The sequence below is a fragment of the Pseudoalteromonas sp. RW-H-Ap-1 genome (genome assembly GCF_048318575.1).
Classification (GTDB): domain Bacteria; phylum Pseudomonadota; class Gammaproteobacteria; order Enterobacterales; family Alteromonadaceae; genus Pseudoalteromonas.
This window is the reverse complement of the sequence record NZ_CP166996.1, coordinates 2,502,926-2,528,548: the sequence shown is the minus strand read 5'-3', so window position 1 is coordinate 2,528,548 and position 25,623 is coordinate 2,502,926. Positions and strand designations below refer to the sequence as shown.

Annotated in this window: 23 protein-coding genes and 1 pseudogene; 11 read left to right on the top strand and 13 right to left on the bottom strand. The window is 40.0% G+C overall.

Annotation, left to right across the window (positions count from 1 at the left end):
- Positions 1-119 precede the first annotated feature (119 nt).
- Positions 120-1,289, bottom strand: coding sequence for a DcaP family trimeric outer membrane transporter (locus AB8618_RS12125; RefSeq protein WP_138609345.1), 1,170 nt, complete (start codon positions 1,287-1,289; stop codon positions 120-122).
- A gap of 679 nt (positions 1,290-1,968) precedes the next feature.
- Between AB8618_RS12125 and acs the strand changes: the two genes are divergently transcribed.
- From acs to AB8618_RS12110, 3 genes are all read left to right on the top strand, one after another.
- On the top strand, positions 1,969-3,909 hold the full coding sequence (acs, locus tag AB8618_RS12120; RefSeq protein ID WP_413400669.1) for an acetate--CoA ligase: 1,941 nt from the start codon (positions 1,969-1,971) through the stop codon (positions 3,907-3,909).
- A 92-nt stretch (positions 3,910-4,001) separates the two neighbouring features.
- On the top strand, positions 4,002-4,661 hold the full coding sequence (locus AB8618_RS12115) for a response regulator transcription factor (RefSeq protein WP_198523581.1): 660 nt from the start codon (positions 4,002-4,004) through the stop codon (positions 4,659-4,661).
- A 148-nt stretch (positions 4,662-4,809) separates the two neighbouring features.
- Positions 4,810-6,417 carry an AbgT family transporter gene (locus tag AB8618_RS12110; protein WP_413400668.1) on the top strand — a complete coding sequence of 536 codons (1,608 nt, stop codon included), beginning with the start codon at positions 4,810-4,812 and terminating at the stop codon, positions 6,415-6,417.
- 76 nt (positions 6,418-6,493) lie between these two features.
- Here AB8618_RS12110 and purU read toward each other — a convergent pair whose 3' ends face one another.
- Positions 6,494-7,324 carry a formyltetrahydrofolate deformylase gene (gene purU / locus AB8618_RS12105; RefSeq protein WP_413400667.1) on the bottom strand — a complete coding sequence of 277 codons (831 nt, stop codon included), beginning with the start codon at positions 7,322-7,324 and terminating at the stop codon, positions 6,494-6,496.
- Between the two features lie 404 nt (positions 7,325-7,728).
- On the opposite strand from purU, the gene AB8618_RS12100 reads away from it, so the two are divergent.
- Complete coding sequence (locus tag AB8618_RS12100) at positions 7,729-9,396, top strand: methyl-accepting chemotaxis protein (protein WP_413400666.1); 1,668 nt, start codon at positions 7,729-7,731, stop codon at positions 9,394-9,396.
- 219 nt (positions 9,397-9,615) lie between these two features.
- Positions 9,616-10,968 (top strand): magnesium transporter, encoded by a 1,353-nt coding sequence (locus tag AB8618_RS12095; RefSeq protein WP_138609317.1) that lies wholly within the window; start codon positions 9,616-9,618, stop codon positions 10,966-10,968.
- Between the two features lie 90 nt (positions 10,969-11,058).
- Here AB8618_RS12095 and AB8618_RS12090 read toward each other — a convergent pair whose 3' ends face one another.
- The 8 genes and pseudogenes from AB8618_RS12090 to AB8618_RS12055 all read right to left on the bottom strand — a co-directional run bounded on the left by AB8618_RS12090 (position 11,059) and on the right by AB8618_RS12055 (position 18,954).
- Positions 11,059-11,832, bottom strand: coding sequence for a GGDEF domain-containing protein (locus AB8618_RS12090; protein WP_409425588.1), 774 nt, complete (start codon positions 11,830-11,832; stop codon positions 11,059-11,061).
- A gap of 17 nt (positions 11,833-11,849) precedes the next feature.
- On the bottom strand, positions 11,850-12,053 hold the full coding sequence (locus AB8618_RS12085) for a hypothetical protein (protein ID WP_409423721.1): 204 nt from the start codon (positions 12,051-12,053) through the stop codon (positions 11,850-11,852).
- A 347-nt stretch (positions 12,054-12,400) separates the two neighbouring features.
- Positions 12,401-12,778 (bottom strand): DP-EP family protein, encoded by a 378-nt coding sequence (locus tag AB8618_RS12080; RefSeq protein ID WP_409423720.1) that lies wholly within the window; start codon positions 12,776-12,778, stop codon positions 12,401-12,403.
- Positions 12,779-12,832: 54 nt separating this feature from the next.
- Positions 12,833-16,089 (bottom strand): annotated as a pseudogene (locus AB8618_RS12075) (winged helix-turn-helix domain-containing protein).
- A 62-nt stretch (positions 16,090-16,151) separates the two neighbouring features.
- A complete protein-coding gene (locus tag AB8618_RS12070) occupies positions 16,152-16,979 on the bottom strand; it encodes a mechanosensitive ion channel family protein (protein WP_413400663.1) in 828 nt (275 codons plus the stop codon).
- 37 nt (positions 16,980-17,016) lie between these two features.
- Complete coding sequence (locus AB8618_RS12065) at positions 17,017-17,745, bottom strand: LrgB family protein (RefSeq protein ID WP_409423718.1); 729 nt, start codon at positions 17,743-17,745, stop codon at positions 17,017-17,019.
- The gene (locus AB8618_RS12060; protein ID WP_198523574.1) at positions 17,738-18,091 is read right to left on the bottom strand and encodes a CidA/LrgA family protein; all 354 of its coding nucleotides are present in this window, start codon (positions 18,089-18,091) and stop codon (positions 17,738-17,740) included. Before AB8618_RS12060 ends, AB8618_RS12065 begins: the two co-directional genes overlap by 8 nt.
- A gap of 71 nt (positions 18,092-18,162) precedes the next feature.
- Positions 18,163-18,954, bottom strand: a complete 792-nt coding sequence (locus AB8618_RS12055; protein WP_413400662.1) for a crotonase/enoyl-CoA hydratase family protein — start codon at positions 18,952-18,954, stop codon at positions 18,163-18,165.
- A 286-nt stretch (positions 18,955-19,240) separates the two neighbouring features.
- Between AB8618_RS12055 and AB8618_RS12050 the strand changes: the two genes are divergently transcribed.
- The 3 genes from AB8618_RS12050 to AB8618_RS12040 are packed head-to-tail and all read left to right on the top strand — an operon-like array spanning position 19,241 to position 20,933.
- The gene (locus AB8618_RS12050) at positions 19,241-19,561 is read left to right on the top strand and encodes an HI1450 family dsDNA-mimic protein (RefSeq protein ID WP_013465646.1); all 321 of its coding nucleotides are present in this window, start codon (positions 19,241-19,243) and stop codon (positions 19,559-19,561) included.
- Between the two features lie 46 nt (positions 19,562-19,607).
- Positions 19,608-20,420: a DUF481 domain-containing protein gene (locus AB8618_RS12045; RefSeq protein WP_413402873.1), complete on the top strand. Its 813-nt coding sequence runs from the start codon at positions 19,608-19,610 to the stop codon at positions 20,418-20,420.
- Positions 20,421-20,447: 27 nt separating this feature from the next.
- Positions 20,448-20,933, top strand: coding sequence for a hypothetical protein (locus tag AB8618_RS12040; protein ID WP_413400661.1), 486 nt, complete (start codon positions 20,448-20,450; stop codon positions 20,931-20,933).
- A 56-nt stretch (positions 20,934-20,989) separates the two neighbouring features.
- On the opposite strand, the gene AB8618_RS12035 is transcribed toward AB8618_RS12040, so the two are convergent.
- Complete coding sequence (locus tag AB8618_RS12035) at positions 20,990-21,475, bottom strand: FKBP-type peptidyl-prolyl cis-trans isomerase (protein ID WP_008111743.1); 486 nt, start codon at positions 21,473-21,475, stop codon at positions 20,990-20,992.
- Positions 21,476-21,486: 11 nt separating this feature from the next.
- Positions 21,487-22,398, bottom strand: a complete 912-nt coding sequence (locus AB8618_RS12030) for a YgfZ/GcvT domain-containing protein (RefSeq protein ID WP_138609338.1) — start codon at positions 22,396-22,398, stop codon at positions 21,487-21,489.
- A gap of 150 nt (positions 22,399-22,548) precedes the next feature.
- On the opposite strand from AB8618_RS12030, the gene AB8618_RS12025 reads away from it, so the two are divergent.
- Together AB8618_RS12025 and AB8618_RS12020 are read left to right on the top strand one after the other, a co-directional pair.
- Positions 22,549-22,800, top strand: a complete 252-nt coding sequence (locus tag AB8618_RS12025; RefSeq protein WP_010387788.1) for a succinate dehydrogenase assembly factor 2 — start codon at positions 22,549-22,551, stop codon at positions 22,798-22,800.
- A gap of 82 nt (positions 22,801-22,882) precedes the next feature.
- Positions 22,883-23,212, top strand: a complete 330-nt coding sequence (locus AB8618_RS12020) for a hypothetical protein (protein ID WP_218651723.1) — start codon at positions 22,883-22,885, stop codon at positions 23,210-23,212.
- Here AB8618_RS12020 and nadB read toward each other — a convergent pair.
- Positions 23,187-24,797 (bottom strand): L-aspartate oxidase, encoded by a 1,611-nt coding sequence (nadB, locus tag AB8618_RS12015; RefSeq protein ID WP_055013219.1) that lies wholly within the window; start codon positions 24,795-24,797, stop codon positions 23,187-23,189. The two genes, AB8618_RS12020 and nadB, sit on opposite strands and share 26 nt — an antisense overlap.
- A 244-nt stretch (positions 24,798-25,041) precedes the next feature.
- On the opposite strand from nadB, the gene rpoE reads away from it, so the two are divergent.
- Entirely contained in the window at positions 25,042-25,623 is a 582-nt protein-coding gene (gene rpoE / locus AB8618_RS12010; RefSeq protein WP_010387792.1) for an RNA polymerase sigma factor RpoE, read from the top strand.

Below are 25,623 nucleotides of genomic sequence, written 5' to 3'. Positions count from 1 at the left end.
ATTTGCAATTGCGTTATTGTAATATTTTACACGTCATCAATGTTATTTTAAAAAAGTGTACAGGTGTATTTACTAAGGAAACAAAAAAGCGGCCGAAGCCGCTCAGGAAGTATTTTAAATTAAAACGCATATTTAACAGAGAACTGTAAGCGATCCATGTCGCCATCTACGCCACTTTCAAGCTCACGTTCTGCATGTTTAAATTCCGCACCAAAGGTTAGACGTTTAACCGGTGAGTATAAAATATTTGCACTGTAGCTTTGGCTTGATTCTGTAGGATCGCCATACACTGCCAGTAGATTTTCATCGTTATCAGCAGATAAGAACGAATATAGGAAAGTAGAGCGCCACTGGCTATTCCACTTATGTTGATATGCAATAAAACCAGATGTTGAATCAATCGCATCTAGGTCATCACCATTAAGAACCGCCCCACGTGCTACGTTTAGACCCACATAACGACCTAGTCCTTTACCTTGGGTAAGCATAAATTTTAGATTGTCTTCACCAAGTTTCACCATACCCGATGCACTAACACCAAATGAGGTTTCATCGGCATCAACACCACCTACTTTGTAGGTCAGTTGACGAGCAAGGGCTGCTACTACAAAGTTACCCCAATCCGCTTTGTGAGTATAGCGTGCGGTAAAGTCAGGTAATGAGGCATCATCAGTCACTGCCATACCACCACCTGCTGTAGTAATTGTGCTTTCTGGATTTTCTAAAGAGAAAGACCATGCACCTGTAGTGTATTTAATTTGAGATTGGCGAACGAACACCGTGCCTTCTGCTGGGCCAACAAAATCAAGCGCTTCTGGTAATGCACCAACGTTTTGAAAGTTTGACCATGTTTGACCAAATAACCAACCATCGTATGAAATAAATGCATGGCGAATACGCGGAGAATATGAATTAGACACACGCTCGTTGCCCCCTGGGGCAGACGCTAAAAAGTCTAGCTCTATTTTAGTTTTAACCGTTTTACCGTTATCTAGTAAGGTAGCAGTTCCAAAATTGAAACGTGACTCACGAGCGTGCATATCAAATACTGCGTCTGAACTATCATCGCTACCAACTGTTAATGTACTTGGTACATAAAAGTCACGGCCAACACTGCTGCCAGCAGGAGCGCCTGCTGAATAGTCACTCCACATTGCGTCGAGTTTAATGTATCCACCGTAGGTGAATTCTGTATCACCTATTTTTGCAGCTGTTGCAGCATAAGCTGTACTAGAAAGTGCACATAGTACGGCAGTCGCTGCCAGTGTTTTAATTGGAGTTAATTTCATTGTTGTGTCCTTTTATAGGCTACTTGTTGTATGTTTTATTATGATATGCATTAATGTGTGTTACTTATATAGTACTAACAGATTGAATTTATTGCCTTTAATTTAATTTGTTAGTAAATGCGAGTTATTAATAAACAATCAAAGTTTATATATATTTAAGCTACTGTTGTATATGTGCACAATTTACTCAATCAGCTATTAGTCTATTAGACTAAGGTTTAATAATTATTGAGGGCCCACATACTTTTATTTAATAGTATGTTTTTTATGTAAATAGGGTATAGCCATGAGGATTATAGATAAGATATTGGGGTCTGTTGACCTTTGCGGATTAAAATTTGTTCAAACTAGGGGCGATTTAATCACGGCGCGAGGTTTGTAACCTAGTGGGCTAAGTAAAAACCGAGTAACAAAGAGTAAATCGCCCCTAGGCAGAACCCATCGGGCAGAGCCTATTTGGCATTGATGCTGCGTTATCGCCTATTTATGGGGAATAACCACACCACATAGGCGCTGCCTTGCCTAAATACCAAACAGACTGCTGCAAATTTAACCTTGAAAGGTCAACAGACCCTGGTTCTTTGAACCCAGATACAACTAATGTCTAATATTTAATAGTGCACTGCTGAGTAATCCTTGATGAAAAGCCTAAGGCAAGTAATATAAATTGGAGACTAATATGTCACAAAGTATCTATCCAGTTCCTGCACATATAAAAAACGCAGCGCTCGTCGATAATGAAAAATATAATACGATGTATAAACAGTCTATTGAAGACCCTGAAGGGTTTTGGGCTGAGCACGGTAAGCGTCTTGACTGGTTTACTCCATATTCAAAAGTAAAAAACACTTCATTTGATAAAGGCCATATCAATATTAAATGGTATGAAGATGGCTACCTTAATGCCTCTTATAACTGTATTGATCGTCATTTAAAAACAAAAGCAGATAAAGTAGCGTTAATTTGGGAAGGTGATGATCCTTCTCAAAGCGAAAATATTACCTATCAACAGCTACATGATGAAGTGGCAAAATTTGCTAATGGTTTAAAAAAATTAGGTGTTAAAAAAGGTGACCGTGTAGCCATTTACATGCCAATGAGCCCACAAGCGATATACGCAATGCAAGCTTGTGCCCGCATAGGTGCTATTCATTCAGTTATATTTGGTGGCTTTTCACCGTCTGCTATTGCGGATCGTATTAATGATTCGGGTGCTAAAGTGGTGATCACCTCAGATGAAGGCCGACGTGCAGGTAACTGTGTGCCGCTAAAAGCTAATGTAGATGAAGCCGTATTACAAGATTCTGTCACCACTGTTGAGCATGTAGTGGTGCATAAACTAACTTCAGGCGATGTTGATTGGCACGACCATGATATTTGGTGGCATGACTTAGTTGCAGATCAAACGCCAGAGTGCGAACCTGAACACATGAATGCTGAAGACCCGCTGTTTATTTTATATACCTCAGGTTCTACAGGTCAGCCTAAAGGAGTGGTACACACCACTGGTGGCTATTTAGTGTATTCATCTATGACTCACGAATACATTTTTGATTTAAAAGACGATGATATTTTTTGGTGTAGTGCTGATGTAGGCTGGATCACAGGTCACAGTTATATTGCATACGGGCCGCTCGTTAATGGGTGTACGCAAGTGGTATTTGAAGGCGTACCGACTTACCCAACAGCTGGTCGTATGGGTGAAGTGGTTGATAAACATAACGTAACGATTTTATACACAGCACCTACTGCCATTCGCGCATTGATGGCTAAAGGCGAAGAGCCGATTGCCAGCTCACATCGTGATAGCTTACGTATTTTAGGTTCTGTGGGTGAGCCAATCAACCCAGAAGCGTGGACTTGGTATTATGAAAAAATTGGTAAGTCGAATTGTCCTATTGTAGATACATGGTGGCAAACCGAAACTGGTGGCATCATGATTGCGCCATTACCAGGTGCAACCGATATGAAACCAGGCTCTGCAACCCGTCCATTCTTTGGCATTGCACCGGCGTTATTTGATGCTGAAGGCAATACATTAGAAGGTGCGGTTGACGGTAACCTTGTCATTTTAGATAGCTGGCCTTCGCAAGCGCGAACCGTGTATGGCGACCACGAGCGCTTTGAACAAACCTACTTTAGCGCTTATCATGGTGTGTACTTTACCGGTGACGGTTGTCGTCGCGATGAAGACGGTGATTACTGGATCACAGGACGCGTTGATGATGTACTCAATGTATCAGGGCATCGTTTAGGTACTGCTGAAATTGAAAGTGCTTTAGTTGCTCATGAAGCTGTAGCTGAAGCGGCCGTAGTAGGTTACCCACACGATATTAAAGGCCAAGGTATTTACGTTTACATAACTCCTAACGAGGGTGTAACGGTGAGTGATGAGCTAACTAAAGATATCCGTAATTGGGTTCGTAAAGAGCTAAGCCCAATAGCATCACCGGATATGATTCAGTGGTCGCCAGGTCTACCAAAAACACGTTCTGGTAAAATTATGCGTCGTATTTTACGTAAAATCGCGGCAAATGAGCATCAACAGCTGGGCGATACTTCAACACTTGCGGATCCGTCTGTGGTTGATGAGTTAGTAGAAAATCGATTAAATCGTTAATTTCGCGTTAAAAGCTTGATTAGAAGTTGATTCTAAACGTAGTATATCGGCTGTTGTCTATTGGATAGCGGCCGAATTTTTGGGAGTGAACAATGAGTCAGTTTTTAATAGCGGACGATCATCCGTTATTTCGTGAAGCACTAAAAGGCGCTTTGAGTGCAAAGTTTGCGGGTTTAGAAGTATTTGAATCAGCAGATTTTGACAGCACACTGCAGGTGTTAAGCGAACAAGAAGACCTTGATATATTACTACTAGATTTACACATGCCAGGTAACGGTGACTTATACGGCTTGATCCGTATACGTGAAGATTACCCAAGTTTACCTATTGCGGTGGTTTCGGGTAGTGAAGATGTAAATATTGTTTCGAAAGTTATGGGTTATGGCGCTATGGGGTTTATTCCTAAATCATCTTCATCTGATGATATTGCCAACGCGATTAACCAAATACTCGAAGGCGATACTTGGCTGCCAACTGAACTAAAAAGTAAAGTGGCTGAAATCGAAAGCGCAGATAGAGAAATTGCTGCACAAGTGGCATCACTTACTCCACAGCAATATCGCGTATTACAATACTTGCACGAAGGTTTACTGAATAAACAAATAGCCTACGAACTCCACATTTCAGAAGCCACAGTCAAAGCACACATTACTGCCATATTTAGAAAACTCGGTGTTTATAACCGCACTCAAGCTGTTTTAATTGCTGCAAAACTACAACTAGAACCGATAGAGCAAGCCCAAGCAGACTAAATTAGAGGCGAGAGCCTCTTTTTTGCAATCCCATCACAACAAACCCCTCAGTTATTACCATGACATAACAAGTCATTCATCTTTATTACATGACCTGCTCAGAAAATAATGCTAGGTTACGGGCATTTTGTAATTAAGAGAGCATGGTATGTCAGACTCAATAGACTCACCACACACATCCCAAGATGAAAATCAGGTCGCAAAGGGCGGTTGGTTTAATCGATTTTTAGCCACGGTAGAATTTTTAGGGAACATGCTTCCTCATCCAATTACCTTATTCGCGATGTTTTGTATTGCCATTATTTTATTTAGTGGCGTTGCCGATTGGTTTGGACTAAGTGCTATCGATCCTCGCCCTGAGGGCTCTGCCGGGCGCGATCCCGATGGTGTAATTGAAGTGGTTAGCCTACTCAGTGCTGAGGGCTTACAGCGTATTGTAACGGGCTTGGTGACCAACTTTACCAGCTTTGCGCCACTGGGTACGGTGCTAGTAGCGCTATTAGGTGTGAGTGTTGCAGAGCATTCAGGATTATTGTCTGCAGCAATGCGTGGCATGGTTATGGGGGCATCTAAACGTTTAGTAACCTTCATGGTGGTTTTCGCTGCTATTTTATCAAACACAGCATCTGAGCTGGGTTATGTAGTATTGATCCCCCTAGCGGCAATGATATTTCATAGTTTAGGTCGTCATCCACTTGCAGGTCTTGCTGCCGCGTTTGCTGGTGTATCGGGTGGCTATAGCGCTAATTTATTACTGGGTACTATCGATCCGTTATTAGCGGGTATTACGACGCCTGCAGCACAAATGATTGACCCAACTTACCAAGTAGGCGCTGAAGCAAACTGGTATTTTATGATGATTTCGGTGTTGCTAATTGCTGTTTTAGGCACACTCGTTACTGAGAAAATTGTTGAGCCACGTTTAGGTAAATATAACCCAGATGAAGCCACCGAAGATTTAGCTCAAAATAATATTGCCGGTTTAACTGACAAAGAAAAATCAGGTTTAAAATGGGCTGGAGTTTCATTACTTGTTGTTTCGTTGTTACTCGCTTGGACGATTGTTCCAGCAGACGGTATTTTACGTAACCCTGAAACAGGTCTCGTTGCTCACTCGCCGTTTTTAAAAGGGATTGTTGTTTTTATTTTTGTCACCTTTGGTATTCCGGGTTTTGTGTATGGTAGCGTGGTTGGCACCATGAAAAATGATAAAGACGTGATCAATGCCATGAGCAAAAGTATGAGCTCTATGGGCATGTACATTGTATTGGTGTTTTTTGCTGCGCAGTTTGTGGCATTTTTTAAATGGACTAACTTAGGCACAATTTTAGCGATTAATGGTGCCGCATTACTACAGGCACTTAGCTTAACTGGGCCGGAAGTATTTGTACTGTTTATTTTAATGTGTGCTTTGGTTAACTTAACGTTAGGCTCATCGTCAGCGCAGTGGGCAGTAACAGCGCCTATTTTTGTTCCTATGCTAATGCTTATAGGTTATGCACCCGAGACAATTCAAGCGGCTTATCGTATTGGTGATTCAGTAACTAACTTAATTACCCCGATGATGAGTTACTTTGGTTTAATTCTCGCGGTTGCCACTAAATACAAAAAAGACATGGGAATAGGTACTTTGGTAGCCACTATGCTGCCATACAGCTTAATCTTCTTTGTTGGCTGGGTGGTATTGTTTTATTTATGGGTATTTGTTTTAGGTATGCCAGTAGGCCCTGGGGCACCAACGTATTACACACCCTAATTAAGTAAGGTTTAATATTTACTTATAAAAAATGCCAGCTTAGTTGCTGGCATTTTTAATTTTGATATAAAACTAATTATGAAAACACCACGGTTTTATTGCCATTAATAAACAGCTTATGTTCTGATGCCAGTTGCAGTGCTTTACAAAACACCGTTTTCTCTACATCTTTACCCATTTTAGCCATCATCTCAGCTGTATTCGCATGGGTCACACTCGACACGTCTTGTAAAATAATAGGGCCTTCGTCTAGCTCATTATTAACAAAGTGAGCTGTGGCACCAATAATTTTCACACCACGTTCAAACGCCTGATGATACGGCTTTGCACCAATAAAAGCAGGTAAAAATGAGTGATGAATATTAATGATTTTACCCTCAAAACGACCCACAAATTCAGGGCTTAAAATACGCATGTATTTAGCTAGGCCAATAATGTCAGGGTTATAGCTGGCAATTAAGTCACCGACTTTTTCGTCGTGCTGACTGCGCGTAAGTCCTTCATGAGAAACCACATGAAAAGGAACATCAAACCCTTTCACTAGAGGCTCTAGAGTAGGGTAGTTGGCGATAACGGCGAGTATCTCAATGTTTAAGGCTTGCTCAAATTGCTTAAGTAACATGCCGCCCAAACAATGAGCTTCTTTTGTGGCTAATAGTACCACTTTGGTTTTTTCTTCACCGTGCAGTGCCACTTTTGCGCCAGCTGGTAATACGCCGCGCAGTTGTGACAAAAACTCAGCATGTGGTTCGCCAGTAAGCTCTGTGCGCATAAAAAAGCGCTGTGCATCTTTATCAACAAATTCGTTATTACGAATAATATTTAAATTATGCTCATTACACAGTCCGGTAATTTTGGCGATTAAGCCTATACCGTCTGCGCATTGGGTGGTTAGTATATAACTCATTTTCCTCATTCTTACCCAGTGGTTAGTTGCTTCATTATTTGCGTTTTAACTCAGAAAGCAAGACCTTTGTTTGATACCCAATGTTTAATTTATATTAAAGCTAAAATAGCGTTATTCAGGTTAATTTAGCTTTAAGTAAATTTAATAAAATGTGTACTAGTAGGGTTTGTAATAATGAGATAAATCAGTTGTTTATTACTAGCTGTATACCATTGTCTAATTATAAAGTGGCTTTTAATGTGTTTTACTAACATACGAGTATATTAAATTGCGAAATAACGCCATTTGTGCTTAATTTGTATACAATTATGGCGTTGTTGTCAGTAATATAAACAATGGAAACATAGTTGTTAAGCTACCGAAAAGTAAAAGCTTAATGGCGAATAATGTTAATTGGAGAAATAATGGGTAATTTAAGCTTAAAAAACAAATTGCTACTGTTGGCTGTTTTACCATTGATTGTATTACTAATCAGTTTTATGGCAGGTTCTTATTACTTAGAGATGCAAAATCAACAGCAAAACTTTAATGAGTTTAAAACTAAATTAATTGCTGATAAACAAACCTTGCTAAGAACAGAAATAGAAATCGGCTCTAAAGTAGTGCAATACCAATTAGCACAAGGAAATGAGCAAGACGCTAAAGATGCGTTGCGAGATTTAACCTTTGGTGAAGATGGTTACTACTTTATTTATGATACCAATGGTATTAGTGTTTTTCATGCCTTATTGGGTGATGCGATAGAAGGGCAAAATAAGATAGGCATGACCGACCCAAACGGTAAAAAAATAGTGGTTGGCTTACTTGAGCAAGCGCGTAAAGGCGGTGGCTCGTTTACTTATCATTTTCAAAAGCCCAACACCACCGGCTTAGTCGAAAAAATTGGTTATGCCGCCATGATCCCAGGTACTAATTGGATGATAGGCACCGGCACATATATGGATGATATTGAAGCCGAACTGGTAAAGTATCAAGCAACCATGGAGCGCCATTTAAGCGAAAAAATGACCACTTTGGTTTTAATATCACTACTGCTTCTTGGGTTAGCTGCAGCAGGTGCGTTGTACGCTTCTAACAATATGCTAAAACCAATTAAACGTATGGTGCAAAGCTTAGATGATATTGCCAAAGGGGAGGGAGATTTAACTCGACGCTTAGAAATAGATACCCATGATGAAATTGGTCAGTTAGGTGAATCTTTCAACGTATTTGTGAGCAAGCTACACAGCATCATTGCCGGTGTGGTTGATGTAACAAGTGATGTTAAAACAGCCTCTTCAGATATTAATACACAAACATTACTGATAGAAGACAAACTATTAAAGCATAACCATGAAACCGATTTAGTGGCAACGGCGATTACCGAAATGTCGGCAACATCCCATGAAGTTGCGCAAAATACCACACAAGTTGCAGTGTCAACGCAGGCAGCAACAAAAGAAGTGGCCAACGCGCAAGATTGTGTGGATATTTCACTCAGTGAAGTATCAAACTTAATGGGTGAAATTAATCAAGCCGCAGAGCAGGTTAACTCGTTAAGTGAGCAATCTAAAAAAATTAACAGTGTATTGAGTGTAATTGGTGGTATTGCTGAACAAACAAACTTATTGGCATTAAATGCGGCAATTGAAGCGGCACGCGCAGGTGAGCAAGGTCGTGGGTTTGCGGTAGTGGCTGATGAAGTTAGAAGCTTAGCGAGTAGAACCCAAGACAGCACATTAGAAATTAACGAAATGCTAAGCGAGTTACATAATTTAGTGACGGCAGCAGTTGATGCTATGCATGCGAGTCAACAAAGCTGTAATCGTTCAGTTGAGTCTTCACGCGCTATATCAGAAAGCTTAGGTGCGGTAACCACGTCCGTGACCACCATTAATGATATGAGTACGCAAATTGCTACAGCAGCAACAGAGCAAAGCAGTGTAACAGAAGAAATTAACCGTAACGTGTATGCTATTCAAGAAATAGTTAATGAGTTAACACAGTCGAGTAAAACCACCTCTTCAGTAAGTCAGCACCTAGCAGGGCGAGGTGAAAACTTGGGTGACCTAGTAGGACAATTTAAAATATAGCGCGATTTAAAATACTAACTACACTAAGCCGTAACATTATTTGTTACGGCTTTTTTATTGGTTAGCGTTGAGTGGGTGATAGCAGCTATAAATATCTAACGGCACAGAGATTTTTTAATATTTTTGTTCGTGTCTAATGTACACTATTAGCTATTCTTATTAATAAGTGCTTACTTATTACAGTAAATTTATAGTGAAAGACTATTTTAGGGTTTTAAAATGATAGAGTATCCGGTTGATCAGTTACCACAACTCATAAACGACTTATTGCAGTGTGATACCACAGAGCGTAAAAACAAATTACTTATAGATGCTCAACAAACCTTATCAACCGAACACTTATCTTTATTGTTTGAAGCTATTCCTAAAGAGCAGCGCCTTGAAATTTGGCACTTATTAGATGAAGACACACAACACGAAATTTTCGTTAACTTAAGTGAAGATAGCTGTTTATGGTTACTGCAAACCCTAGATGACAGTGACGGTTTTAAATTATTAGACGAAGTTAACGTTGAAGAGCTGCTTGAATTAGAAGAGGTGATCCCGCAGCGCTTTACTGATTATGCAAAAAAGCAGCTTGATGAAGCGCAAACTAAACAATACGAACTGGCGCAACAATATACGCCTGAGCAACTAGGTCACTGGATTGGTTTTGACTTTTTAAAGGTGTCAGACAAGCTCACTGCGGGTGGCGCTAAAAAGCTGCTACATAAAGGGTTACCGCAGTACAGCGAAGTGATTTATTTAGTGAGCCGCAAAGGCAGCTTAATTGGTGAAGTGGCAGTTAACGACCTAATAAAAGCGCATGATAATCAAAGCTTAGTCACCTTAACTAATCATGACTTTACCTCATTGCACGCAGACCACGATTTATATGAAGCCGCCGAGGTGGTTATTCACAGCGAGCAAATGGCCATGCCCGTGGTTAATGCCGAAAACAAACTAATAGGGCGTTTAACCATTGCATCGGCTTACGAGTTACGTCAAGAAATTGCTGACGAAGCCACAGCAAAAGCGGGTGGTTTACGTGAAGACGAAGACCTATTTGCCAGTGTTCGCAAAAGTGCTAAAAACCGTGGTATTTGGTTAGGTATCAACTTAGCAACCGCATTTTTAGCATCATGGTTTATAGGCTTATTTGGCGCCACCATAGAACAAGTGGTGGCACTTGCGGTATTAATGCCTGTAGTGGCGTCAATGGGCGGAATTGCCGGTAGTCAAACCTTAACAGTTATAGTGCGCGGTCTTGCGCTTGGTCAGGTTACCGACTCCAACCGTAACGCTCTACTTAAAAAAGAGCTGCGTGTAGGGGCGGTAAATGGCTTGGTATGGGCTTTAGTGATTGGTTTGCTAACGTATCTATGGTTTAACGATATTATGCTTAGTATAACCATTACCGTGGCAATACTGCTTAATTTAGTGGCTGCGTCGTTGGCAGGCGTAGTGATCCCGTCTATTTTAGATAAAATGAAAATTGACCCTGCGTTGTCGGGCTCAGTGATTTTAACCACAGTGACTGATATTGTCGGCTTTGTGACCTTTTTAGGGTTAGGCAGTTTATTGTTACTTTAATTTAATTGGCTGTTATTTAACTAAACGCCACCTCCATGAAGTGGCGTTTAATATAGATATAGCGTCATGAAAAGGCCTTTAATTTAAGCTTTAAACAATCGTACTTATTTTATTTCTACCTTCCGTTTTTGCTCGGTATAAAGCCGTGTCTGCGGCATATAACAGCGCCTCGTAGGTGCGGTACTGGTTATTATTTTCACTGGCAATTCCTTGGCTTACCGTAATTTTAACCTCTGGCGGCAATCCTATGTCTGTAAAGCTCATTTGTGCAATTTGTTGTTGTATATGGTTGGCTACAACCGTGGCGGTTTTTATATCGCAACGGGGTAAAATAATGGCAAACTCTTCACCGCCATACCTAGCAGCTAAACACTCTCTAGATGGAATGCACTGCAATAGCATTTTTGCTATTTTCTGTAAGCATTTATCGCCTTTAATATGCCCATAGGTATCGTTGAATTTTTTAAAGTGGTCAACATCAATTAATATACTGGTTAAAGGTTGTTGGCTTTGAATACTCTCTTGCCAGTATTTTTTTAACGACTCATCTAAAGCTAAACGGTTAGCAAGCCCAGTTAAATGATCGGTTGAGGCCTGTATTTTTAAACGGTTATACATGGCTTTATGAGTACTAAGATCGTGAAGTATACAAACGTACAACTTTTGCGCCGATGCGAGACTTTTTGGCATGCTTGATATTGATAAGTCTGCTTCAATCACATCGCCATTGGCTTTGTTTATAGTAACTTCATTTGGGCCAATGCTAAGGGGAGTGTCCTTAATACCAATCCAGTTTAACAAGGTTTGTTTATATTTATCAAGGTCTGCACCGTGTAAAAACGACAGTAAATTTTCGCCTATCAGAGATTGCTGAGAGTAACCTAATAGCTGTGCTGCCTTTGGGTTGGCAAACTCAAACCCCCCTGTTCATTCAGTACAAAAATACCTTCGGCGGTGCCATTAAATAATTCAATTAATGCATCAAATTGAGTATGCGAAAAAGGGGATGATAAAGCGCTATCGAAGGGCAATGCTTTATCGTTATTAGTTGCGGCAGTCTCTTTATTGTTAATTTGTTTCGACACGTTTTAGCCTTAGCATGGTACAGACGTTTTTGATGTCTACAAATTTACTTAAAAAAGTGCAATTAAACCTTTCGGTAATCTTCTGAATTTAATTGTTTGATTCTTAATGTCTTTTTTGTGTTTGTGTTTGTGTTTGTGGTTTGGTTTTATTTGCGGTTTAAATAGCAGTTAGTGTGTTAAAATTTATTATTAATTAAAATATTCATTTAAATTTGTTGTTGGTTATACAACATTTAAAACTAATTAGTAATAATATGAACAACTTTTAAAGTTATGTATGTTTGAACTTTCTAAATAAAAGACGCTCATTTAGTTCACAGCTAAATGAGCGTTTTGAGTTCTAAATATTAACGAGGTTCATTTCTAATTTGTGGATCTGCGCTAATGTATTTTTGGATTGTTGGGATTGCAACAATAAACTGCAAGCATAAATCACCTGCATTTTTATTTGAATCAACAACCACTATAGATTGACCACCGTTGATTATTTTAAAACTAAAATCTTCTACTATTGGCCCACTCAGCTCTGCGCCAACAAAATAAAAACCACGCTTAAGCGTTTCTTCATCTAAAGTATAGACACCATGAGTGTTTGGAACTGTTACCTCTCCACCACCTGATACCTCATGACCATTTTCTGTGTATTTGAATACAGCCTCGTCGTTCTCATTAATTGTTACGTTAACACTAAATTTTATAAGTTGATTGTTATCTACTGTAGTCATTGTTTACATCTCTTTTTTAATAAGTAGTAGGATACTACTGAATATATTTTTAGTTTATAAGTCGAAATTATTGATACCAAATTCTTTAAGTATCTTTATTTTTTCGGGAGCTTCAGACAAGCGATCTAAGCAACTATATGCCTGTAATAGGGGAAAAAGAATATCAATATCATTTGTTTTTTTAGCTATATTTAAGATTGATTTTAGAGCCTTGTGGCAAAATAATTTTCGCTTCTCATTATTCTCTTTTGATGCTGCTAATTTTGCTTGCGCCAAATATATGCTGGCTATATGAATGCTATTATTAATGCCTGAGTTTTCTTCAATTCCTAGTGAAGTTGTATATCTGTTTAACTCATCCATGAACTTCTCTGCCAAGGTCGATTGTTTGACTTTGACAAAGTAGCGAATCAAATTGACATAGATACCCGTGATATTACGATTTTTCTCTGATGTATGTAAGAAGTTTATAATGCTTTCAATTAAAGAAACATTAGCGAGCTCAGCGTAAATTAAGGTTTGGTTAGTTAAAAACTGAAAATATTTTTCTTGGAATTTCTTATTTTTTGGATCCTGTTTTAATGCTTTTTTTCAGCCTCTAATGCTTTTATTGTATGCAAAAAAGCTGGCTGTTTATCTGGCAGGTAACTTAGTAGATTGGCTTGATGGGAGTGCGTATAGGCCAGCATCTCTAATAAGTTTGCATCATTAGGATATAATGAGGTTAAAGTATTTAAAACTTTTTCTGCTTGTTCATAAGAATTTAGCGCATTTCTGTAGTTACCTAAGTGTACTTCTGTGCTAGCAATCCAGCTAAGAGTATCAGCTCTATCAATTAATAAGTTTTTATCGTTTGGAATTAAATTAAGCGCTTCATTTTTAAGGGCGAGCGACTCTGTAAAGCGCTGTTTCGCGGCAGTGTAGTTAAATTGCTTTAAATACAAAGACCCTAGCGAATTATGTGAATAGGATAATTCCATAATCGAGTTGAAATCATTCGGTGCTAATGAATACATGGTTTCGCTATAAGTATGATATTTTTTTAAGAGCGGTTCAGCAGCGGCGTAATCACTTTTATCATAATGAAGCTGGCCGAGCCAAAAGGCATTGGCACCGGCAAGCGTTAGTAACTCTAAGTTGTTTGGCTGGGTTTTTAATAATGCTTCAAGGCGAATGCGGGCGTTTTCAAAGGCAGTGAAGGCCTCAATGGTTTTACCGCGAGAATAGGCCACTTCCCCCATGGCTTCTAGGGTTTGTGCGTACTGAAAGCGACTTTTAAACTCGGCTTGTTGACTGCTAAAGTTAAATAGCGAGCTTGGCTCCTCTACTTGATTGGTAAAATACTCAAGTGCTTTATTACTAATGCCATCAAGTAAGTCCATACGCTTTACGCTGCGTAATTTATCGGCAAAATCACCTACCATAAACCCTAGTAAGCTTTCGGCCTCTTGGCGTTTTTGCTGTGCAAGTTGCTGCGCTTGAAAGCTGGTAACACTCATAAATAGGGCAACACAGGTAAGTAAACAAAGCAGAGCGACGGTGCCGCGTTTTATAGTTGTTTTTGTTTTACTGTGTTTAAGAGAGCTGGTTATAAGCGCGCGTTCGTCATCGTCTAGTTTAAATATGTTGTCGTTTAATAAGGTAACGGCCTCTTGCAATGGTTTACCCGGCGCTAACAGATAGGCGTTACTTTTGTGCTCATTAAGCCATTGTTGAGTGTGGTGGTGTAAGCGGCTTTTTATAGCAAGGGCATCTTTATGGTCATTAATCCACTGTTTAGCACGTGGCCATTGGCGTAATAATGCCTCGTGAGCAAGGCTAAAGTAGGCTTCTTGGTTTTGTAAATGCGATACAAATAAGCGGCTATCGACCATGGCTTGAACCAGCTCTTTTTGGCTGGTGTTGGTTAATGCTTGCAAGCGGGCTGCGCGGCTCGTAATGGTTTTACCATCTGGGTTTAGCGTTACTAATTGCGATAACACGCTTTTTAGTTGCTGTTGTTGCGCTTGAGAAAGCCCTATAAATACCTCTTCGGCTTTTTTACCAATGGCACCCTCAATACCGCCGAGTTTTTCATAAACACTGTGCAATAACTCATTATTATCACTGCGCTGTAAATACAGCTCTTGCAGTGTATATTGTAGCATGGGCAGTGCATCTGGATTATTGGCGGTATCGGCGCAAAGTATTTCATCCAGCGGGGTTTTAGTGTTTGGGTCTTGCGAAAACGTTAAATTAGCGGTTAACGCTGGCAAACGAATAATTTGTTGTAGTTCATGGCGATTTGGTGGGGTTAAATCGTAATGCGCGCCATGAGCTTTGCCGGCCATAAGGCTTGGCTGCTCAACCACTAAAGGGTAAAAATCGTTACGACAGGCACTAAATACAATCACCGCTTTAGAGGTCGCTAAACGCTCAATAACAGATAAAAAATGACTTCGGGTGTCGTTACTAAATAGCGGTGAGGAAAGTAGCACTTCTAAGCGGTCTATAAACAAAAACAATTGCGGCGTTTTTGCTGCTGTTTGAGTATTTGCAATTGTATTTTTTAAGCAACTAATAACATTATTTATGTCATGTTCTAGTTGCTGCGCCAGCGTTTGTGCGCTTAACCCTGTAAATACTGGAATGTCGTTAATATCCCAATCTAGCATGGCTGAGGCGAGATCTAAATACAGCCTATTTTGAGCTACATCTGCAAAGTCGAGTTGGGTGTACGACATTACTCTAATGCCGTTATAGCCTCGCTCGTCGAGTAGTTTTGGCAATATACCCGCATTAACTAATGATGATTTACCCGAGCCACTAGGGCCAAGGATTAAACAAAATGCGCGCTGCAATGTTACTTGGTTTGATACGCTCTCTAATAACCTGCTGATGGCGTGATTACGACCAAAAAATAAGTGGGTATCGGTTGGATTATATGCACTCAAACCTAAAAAAGGAGAGCCGCCTTGCCATGTGTTAACTTGGTTGGGGAGGTCATCAGCTAATGGAAACTCAACCGTTGCAATAACTCTATAACCACGTTTACGTATGGTTTCTATGTATTGCGGCGCGCTTGCCTTATCACCCAGAGCTTTTCGTAACTGAGTGATAGTTTTATGCAGAGGGTTATCGCCGGTTTCTGTGTTTGCCCAGCAGTGGGTTAATAACGCGTCGCTACTCACAATCTCTGCTTGGTTTTGACACAAGTACAGCAACACATCCATGGCTTTGGGTTCTAGCTGTTTTTGTTCTTCAGCGCGTTGAATGGTGTTACTGGCAGGCGTTATTTGCCATTCACCTAAATAAAAGGGCGGTTGATGCATAATTGGCTCATTTTTATAGTTATAAGTGCATTTAGCTTTTTGCTTTAGTTATATTTGTAGTGCTAGTTATTTTTATTAAGTGTAACAATTCGCTGTGGAAACGGAATTTCTATATTGGCATTGTTAATTGCTTTATACACGCTGGCGTTAATAGCGAGCTTAGTTTCAATAATTTTAGTGGTAGGAACCCAGTATCTATAGCTAATAGTAACGCCGCTATCAGCAAAGCGTTCTATGCCAACTTGTGCATTGGGTTGTTTAGCAACCAGTTCGTGATTAGCTAATGCGTTTTCAATAAGGCTGATCGCGGTATCACTGCAGGCGCTGTAGGCTATGTCTATTTCACCTTTTACTAAGGAGTAGCTAAATGAGTTATGCAGAATTTCGCCAACAATATGTTTGTTGGGAATGGTTATTTCTACTTTTTCTTCATTAATTAATACGGTGTGACCCAGCTCAATGAGTTTTACTTGGCCGCTAACGCCTTTTATTTCTATGGTATCGCCCACCACAAATGGCCGCGTGGCAATAATTGCAAGCCCGGCGCCATAATTAGAAAGCATGCCTTGTAATGCTAAGCCAGCACCTAAAGAAGCGGCACCTATTGCAGCAACAAACGGGGTAACACTAATGCCAATTTTACCAAGCGCAATTATGATCACCATAATGATCAGTAATACTTTAACGACATTACTAACAAAGTTGGTCAAGGTGATATCGACGTTATGTCGCGTCATCAAATTGGCAACACCTGCAGCGAGCTTTTTCGCTACCCACAGACCAACCAATAGAATAAAAATAGCGCCGACAATTTGCATACTGTAGGTAACTAAATATTCAGTAAGTAGGGCGTAGTACTTTTCAAATTGCTGAATTTCAGAACTGATCATGTCGACTCTATTTTAGCGATAGTGTTTTATCTGCTTATCATAACAAAGTGTTAACTAAAATTGGATATATTATTGGCACAATTACAGCAGTTAATAACGCACTCAATGCCATGGCTACTGATGAAAACGCCCCTATTTTTGGATGCTCGGCAATTGCAGCCGCGGTGCCTATAGCATGGCACGCGGTACCGATTGCGATTCCTTGTGCCTCAAAGTTAAATATTTTAATTAGTTTTAGTAATAAAATGCCAAATAAAGCGCCGAGTAAACCAATAAAAATAACCATGGCAGCGGCTAGCGAGCTGATCCCGCCAAGTGAGTCGGTGACAAGTAATGCAATAGGTGTAGTAACGCTTAGTGCGGCAACTGAGGCGCTCAGTTGCGAGGGGACAGCAAATAAAACGCTTAATACAAAAGCCACCAGTGTGGCGTTAATAATACCAATACTGCAGGTGACTAAAATAAGTAAAAAGTTTTTACGTACGTGCATAAATTGCTGATATAGCGGCAAGGCCAAAGCGACTATGGCCGGCTCTAATAACCACGTTAACAACCGACTATGCGATGCAAACTGTGAATAGGGTAATTTAAGGTTAACGAGTAGTAAGGCAATAATGCCGATGCTTAAAAAAACGGGGTTGGTTAATGATTTTAAAATACTCTGATTGATTTTAAGATTAACTGCCCTTAGTGCAATAAAAAGGATAATAATAAATGGAATAGTTAACCAGCCAAGGCTAAAAATGGCGCTACTGAAATCAGTCATTATTAGTTCTGCCTTTAAAGTAACTCACTAGGCTTGCCACTAAAATTAAACTACTTAAGGGGACTAATAAAATAACGGCAGTTAAGAAAGGCCAATGGGTTTTTATAAGTGCTAAGTGTTCAATAAAACCAACGCCTGCAGGAATAAAGAAAATAGGCATTACATTTAAAATAGGTGTGGCACACGGGGTAAGATGCTGCTCTTTAACAATACCTGATAAAAGTAAAACCAGTAAAATAACCATTGCTAACAGTGGCGCAGGAAAACTGGCATCAATAAAGTGCATAATAAGTTTGCCCGCTGCCAAGCAAAGCAAAATGATAGCGCTACTTAAAAAGTATTTCATGGCGATGACTCAATAAAATAGAGGATTATCACTTTAACAAATAACGCTGTTTTGTGCATTGTGCCTTAGTATTACCAGCGTTTGGCGTTTGCAAACTCAATATCAGTTTTACCTTTTGCTTTAGCTATGGCTTTTTTAGTATTAGGGTTGATTAATAAGCGAATTTGACTCCATGTTTCTTTGGCGAGTATTTTTCGAGCAGGGGCTTTATAGCTTTGTTGAGTTACACGTTTTATTGCTGCTAATGTATCAGGTGAACGTGCTTGTAATGTATCAAGCATTTCTTTAGTTGCTTTATCGGTATCGTCGGTTGTTTTTGTTACTAAACCGAGTTCAAAAGCATGTTGAGCACTAATGGGGTCAGCATGACTTGCTAGCCAAAGTGCTTGGTCGCGTTTAACTAAGCCTGCAAGCATAACATTAGCGCCCATGTCGGGGCATAACCCCCAGCGCGCTTCCATAATGGCGAGTTTGGCATCGTGATGAACAATTCGGTAATCAGCTCCAAGCGCTATTTGCAGGCCACCACCAAGACAGTTTCCGTTAATTTTAGCAATTACAGGCACACTCAATGACTGCCAGCCCAGTACGACTTTTTGCGCTAGGTTTTGATTACCAGGAAGCCATTTGAATAGGAGCTTTATGATATTGAATGGCGAGACCATGACCGCGTTAATATCGAGCCCTGCACAAAAGTGTTCGCCCTCACCGGTTAATACAACCGCACGAATACTGGCGTCTTTTTTTATATTTTTAATCACTTTGTTAAGCTCAACAAACATAGTAAAGCTTAAGGCATTTTGTTTTTCTACACGATGTAATGTGACGGTAGCGATACCCTGTTTTTTTTCTAATTTAATCATTGTTCACTCCTCTGACCTGTTGTTTGAGCTTATGTTTTTATTGATGTTAAGTAAAGTGGGTGAAGGTGAATAAAAACAAACTGAATTTTTAATACACGTGGGGCTAGCTATCTTTGATGGCTATTTAATCTTCCAAGGTCAACAGACCCGTGTGCTAACCAATTTAATAATATCTATAAGTATTAGGAATAAATAAAAAAGTCAGTAATTAACGTGTTTTTTTATCAAAACCCTAGCAACTTTTGATATTATGATTGCCACTTAAAAGCTCAGAGGTTAACCATTCATGTCAGGTCCACGTTTATTTACGGTAGAAGAAGCAACTCATCAAGCTTATGATATTTTTTTAGAGCTGGCTCCCAATAATTTAAGCGACAAAGATGTTGAAGAATTTAACCTACACCGTGAAGAACTAGGCTTTATTGAAGAAGATGAGCCCGATGAACAGTGGCAAGACTTTGTTGCCCTAGAAATTGAACCTGAGCATTTTATTCAAGTATTAGTGGGCCTTGAGTTTGATAACGAAGACGTATTATTTGCGAAAATTCTAATTAGCCGTGATAAAGACGCGCCTTTTTGTCATATTTTGTGGAAAGAAAGTGAATAACCACCTCTCTGCTTTTTTGTTATTGCCATTTGCAAGAGAACGTATTTTGCGATGCTTCTTTGTATTACTGCTTTTATTATTTAGCTGCTTTAGCTGGGCCGTTGATCCCTTTGAAGATTTTCATCAATATGGGGAACTCTCAGATGAAGAAATTCATGAGTTACACAAAGGCGAAGTGTTGTACGGCGATACCGAATTTGGTTTTATTTTAAGTAAAGGTAACACTAATTCCACCAGTTTTAAGCTTAAAGGGAATCTTTATCAAGATTTTGAAAACTGGCGAAATCAATTCAAAATAGACTCCTTGTACAAACGTGATGAAAACGAAGAAACGGGCGAGTCGGATGTGACCGCTAATCGGGTGTTTTTCTCTGCACAAGGTAACTATAAAGTAGGGGTTAAAAACTCGTCGTTCTTTATTTACGGGGATTATGAGGAAGATCAATTTAGCGGTCTTGATTTTAAAAGTACGATAGCAACCGGTTATGGTGCACGTGTTTATCAAGGGGTTAAAAATAAAGTAGATATAGATATTGGCCCAGGTTTATATCGCTCAGTTGCTGATGATGAGTCAACAGCACTTGAAGACGATAAAGACAAAATGGGTTATTTACTTCGTATTGCAATGCAGTGGGAGAGGTTAGTATCTAAGCGTACCCGATTTAATCAAGATATCAGTATAGAACAGTCTTTGTCTGGGCTTAACTCTCGGTTAAAGTCAGAAACGGCCTTAATTAGCCAAGTGGTTGGCGCGGTATCGCTTAAGTTTGCTTATATGTATCGTTATAATTCTAAGCCTGAAGAAGATAAGCTTAAATACGATTCAGAGCTCAGTGCAACCTTAGTGTACAGTTTTTAATTTTTTAACTTTTTAATAGAGAGTGTTATGTATCAGCATAAGCAGTATGCGGTATTTATATTTGTAGTATTAGCGTGGATCAGCGGTTTTGTTGCGCTTGCATGGAATTTAATTGGTGCCGATGCCCCGTTAATCGTATTTGCTGGTATTTTAGTGCTGGTGGGCTTTTTGTTCCACGGTTTAACCATTAAAGTTGACGAAACTCATATTAGCTGGGCGTTTGGCCCAGGTGTTGCTGGCCAAAAGTTAGCATTAGAAGATATTGTCGATGTAAAAGCAGTACAAAACTCATACCGCCATGGTATTGGTATTCGCATTACACACGATGGTTGGATTTATACGGTATCAGGCTTTAGTGCGGTGCAATTAACGCTTAAAGATGGTAGCCAGTATCGCTTAGGTACGAATGACCAAGCAGGATTAGTTGCTGCGCTTGAAGATAAAATAACCCCTGTTGAAATGCCAGCTGCAGAGCCTCAAGCCAAATTACGAACACAAAATAATATGCTATAAAAAAAGCGCCTTAGGCGCTTTTTTTATAAACTTATAGCAATTTTACTAAGCGGGTTTTAGTGCTCGTGGCCACAGCCGCCTTCGCCATGTACGTGGCCATGCTCAAGCTCTTCGGCTGTTGCATCGCGTACTTCTAAAATTTCTACATCAAAGTTAAGTGTAATACCGGCAAGTGGGTTATTACCATCAACAATCACTTCTTCGTCTTGAATATCGATGATCATTACTGATTGGTCGCCGTCATCGGTGGTTGCACGAAATTGCATGCCCACTTCAATTTCCATACCTTCAAACATTGATTTTGGTACGGCTTGCATTAAGTGATCATGACGCTCACCGTAACCTTCTTCAGGCTCCACTTTTACGCTTAGTGTATCGCCAGCTTGCTTGCCTTGCAGCGCGTTTTCAAGCCCTGAGATCAGGTAGCCTGTACCAACGATAAAAATTAATGGCTCACCGCCAAATGAGTTATCAATGGTATTGCCGTCATTATCTAAAACAGAGTAATGCATTTTTACCACTTTATTTGCTGCAACGATCATAGTCATTCCTATTATTCATCTTCAAGAGAGTAAGGTAGAGGCAGAATGTTTAGCTCTACCGAAGGGGTGTGTTTTGCACGAAGAGTCTGATCGATATCAGTATCGTTTGGCAACACGACCAAACCAGTTAAAGTCTGTGTTTGTTCATTATAGCTTTGCGCAATAAGTTTACCTGCGCGGCGCCAGTTTTCACCTAATTGGGTTTCAATATCAGGCTCATCAAGTTGTCCTTCGCTTTGCCCAGAGACGATATACATGGCACGTTTGTTTTTGCCCAGATACTTCATACGTGCAACGGTTTCTTGGCCTGTGTAGCAACCCTTTTTAAAACTAATGCCGTTAATGGCTTGCAGGTTAACCATTTGCGGTACGTATTCATCAATCGCATCAACACTTAATTGCGGTTCACCAGCAAGTATAGATGCTTGCTGCCATAGCGCATCGTCATCGAGGGTCGACACATCGTCAGGTAGGCAAAATTGGCTATTAACCATCAGTAAAATGCGGTTTGATCCAAGCTTAAGAGCTTTACCGTGAGCGAAATCACAAGCCGTGGCGTTATCGCTAAAGTGAATGTCGAGTTGTGTGAGTAAGCCTGTTAGGTCATCACCAAGTAAACCAATTAATCGCTCTGAGGCTTTATTAATTTCAACTTTTGCAAATACAGCATATTTTTTTAATTCAGCAAGAGAGCGTTCTACTTCTGCACTTGAGCCTGTTAAAAAGTAACTTTGTTGATAAGAAAATAACTTAAATACACCCCATAACTTACCTTTTGCACTACAGTGACCTGCCCACAAAAAGTTATCGTTGTTAAGTTTATTTAGATCTTGAGTGATTTGTCCGTGTAGGTACGATAATTTATCTGCGCCTGAGAGGCTAATAACCTGATGTGATAAAGGACATGCATAAACCTGAGACATAAACACCTTCTTTGCAATAACAAATGAGGCCACATAATAACGTAGTTAAAGCGTATGGTACAGCGACTAACAGACGATGTTTTTATAACTTAGTGCTGTTAAATTAACGCGTATTTGGTAAACTCGAGTTAATTAAATATGAGGTTTAAAATGGTTGAAATACATAGTAAAGCACGTATCCGTTGGGCTTGTCGCCGTGGCATGTTAGAGCTAGATGTTTTGTTTATGCCGTTTGTTGAAGAAGCTTATGACTCGTTAGATGCTAAACAGCAAGCGATTTTTCAGCGTCTATTAACCCAAGAAGACCCAGATTTATTCGCTTGGTTTATGGGCCATGAAGAATGTAAAGACGCAGAGCTAAACAGCATGGTTCAGCTAATTTTAGACCGAGTTCGTGTATAGATTTACCGTTACAGATAATAAAACAGACCACAAACCGATTGTGGTCTTTTTTTGTGTGCTGACTTTAGTGTTGTGCCTATTTATGAACTCGGTGGTGGCAACTCTTTTTTGTATTGCACTTAATACACTTGCTGGCATTATTGTTTGGCGAAAAATCGTGGCTGCTCAACCACAGCAAGGCATTATACTCTTAGAGCCGAATCAATTTCGTTTTGAAGGATCAGGCAGGCAAATTCAAGGGCTCATTAGTAACCAAAGCCGGTTACTTGGTCAGAGTGTGTGGCTGTATATTAATGGCTTTAGTAAAAACTATTGGCTGATTATCTCAGCCAATAGTGTTGATAAGCAAAGCTATGCGCGCTTGAAACGGGCAACGCTTGAAGCAATTAATTACGTAGAGGAGTCAAAATAGTGGGCGTTGGGTTCTCATTTTGCTCTGGATAATCAATAGTAAAGTGTAGTCCACGACTTTCTTTACGTTCCATAGCACTTCTAATTATAAGCTCGGCAACTTGTACTAAGTTACGTAACTCAAGTAAGTTATTGCTTACTCTAAAGTTTGCGTAATAATCGTGTATTTCCTGTTGTAGCAGTTCAACACGATGCAGCGCACGTTCAAGGCGTTTAGTTGAACGTACAATCCCAACATAATCCCACATAAATAATCGTAGCTCATGCCAGTTATGGGTGATCACGATTTCTTCATCTGAATTAGATACACGGCTTTCATCCCAACTAGGTAAATCTACCAGCGCGGGTGCGGTCTCTATTTTACTTAAAATGTCTTTTGCTGCTGCATGGGCAAATACAATGCACTCTAATAATGAGTTACTTGCCATGCGGTTAGCACCATGTAAGCCGGTATAAGCCACTTCACCCACAGCGTATAAATTTGCTAAATCCGTTTTGCCGTTAAAGTCGGTCATTACGCCACCACAGGTGTAATGTGCCGCAGGAACGACAGGGATTGCTTCTTTGGTTATATCAAGCCCTACGCTCAAGCATTTAGCGTAAATAGTAGGGAAGTGTTCAATAATAAAATCTTTGTCTTTATGGCTAATATCTAAATATAAGCAATTTGCGCCAAGGCGTTTCATTTCAAAGTCGATAGCTCGCGCTACAATATCGCGCGGAGCGAGTTCTTCTCGTTCATCAAACTCTTTCATAAAGCGAGTGCCATCAGGGCGTTTTAAATAGGCCCCTTCACCACGCATTGCTTCGGTAATTAAAAAGTTTTGTAATTCCGGGTGGTAAAGACTGGTTGGATGAAATTGATTAAATTCCATATTAGCAACGCGACACCCTGCACGCCATGCCATTGCTATGCCATCACCGCTAGAAACATCAGGGTTAGAGGTGTAAAGGTACACTTTACTTGCGCCACCGGTTGCTAAGGCAACAAATTTTGCGCCAATGGTTTCTACTTTTTTGGCCTTTTTATTCCACACATGCATACCGTGAACATGTGACCCCGTTTTACCGATATTTTTATCTGTAATTAAATCAATCGCATTATAATGCTCTAACAAGGTGATATTACTGTGCGCTTGAACTTGGCTAATCAGCGTTGTTTGCACTGCTTTGCCAGTAGCATCGGCGGCATGCAAAATGCGTCGATGGCTATGACCCCCTTCGCGGGTTAAATGAAAGCGCTCTTTACCTTTACTATCAAATTCCATATCAAAAGGCACGCCTTGGTCAATCAACCATTGTAGGCAGTCATGTGCATTACTGGCAGTGTAATGAACAGCTTCTCTGTCACACAAACCGCCACCTGCATCTAAGGTATCTTCAACGTGAGACTCTATACTGTCATTTTTTTTATCAAAAACAGCGGCAATTCCGCCTTGGGCGTAAAGAGTAGAACCTTCGGTTAATTCACCTTTACTGATCACGGTAACGTTACAGTAATTAGCCAAAGATAAAGCAAGTGATAAGCCTGCTGCGCCGCTACCAATAATAGCGACATCGGTAATGTGATGTTTATTTTGGTTCATCTGTGAGGTACTTTGCGGTTACAATGCTCAGATAGAGCAATATTTATTTTTAATACTTACAGTTGTACCATATTTGTTGAACTACTACTAAGTGGTTTTAGCGTATAAACGCGTAATTTGTAGCTATTTTATAAAAAAACAATATGAGTCAGAACTTTTTATTCATCTAGGGGTCAGAGTAGGTGTGAACAATGGCGACACTATGAATAATAAGCAAGAATCAATCAGAGGAGTACCGGCTCGAATGAGCGAGCAGGAATTAGATTTAGCGTTAGTGAAAAGGGTCCAGCAGGGAGATAAAAACGCCTTTAACCTATTAGTTAAGAAGTATCAGAACAAAATAGCCGGTTTGATCTCTCGTTATGTATCAAATCAAGGTGACATTGCTGATGTAGCACAAGAAGCGTTTATTAAAGCGTATCGTGCCCTTCCAAACTTTCGTGGTGATAGTGCTTTTTATACTTGGCTTTACCGTATCGCCGTTAATTGTGCTAAAAATTATTTAGTGGCTCAAGGGCGTAAACCGCCAGCAAATGATATAGATGCTGACGATGCCGAGTTTTATGAAGGTGCAGATTCAATGCGTTCTAACGCGTCACCTGAAAATTTACTATTAAGCGAAGAAGTCCGCGCTGTTATTTTTAATACGATTGATAGTTTGCCTGAAGATCTTAAAACCGCGATTACTCTTAGAGAAATTGAGGGTATGAGCTATGAAGAAATAGCCGTGGTTATGGATTGCCCAGTCGGGACGGTACGTTCGCGTATTTTTCGTGCCCGTGAAGCAATTGATAATAAATTAAACCCATTGATAGGCGAGTCTTAG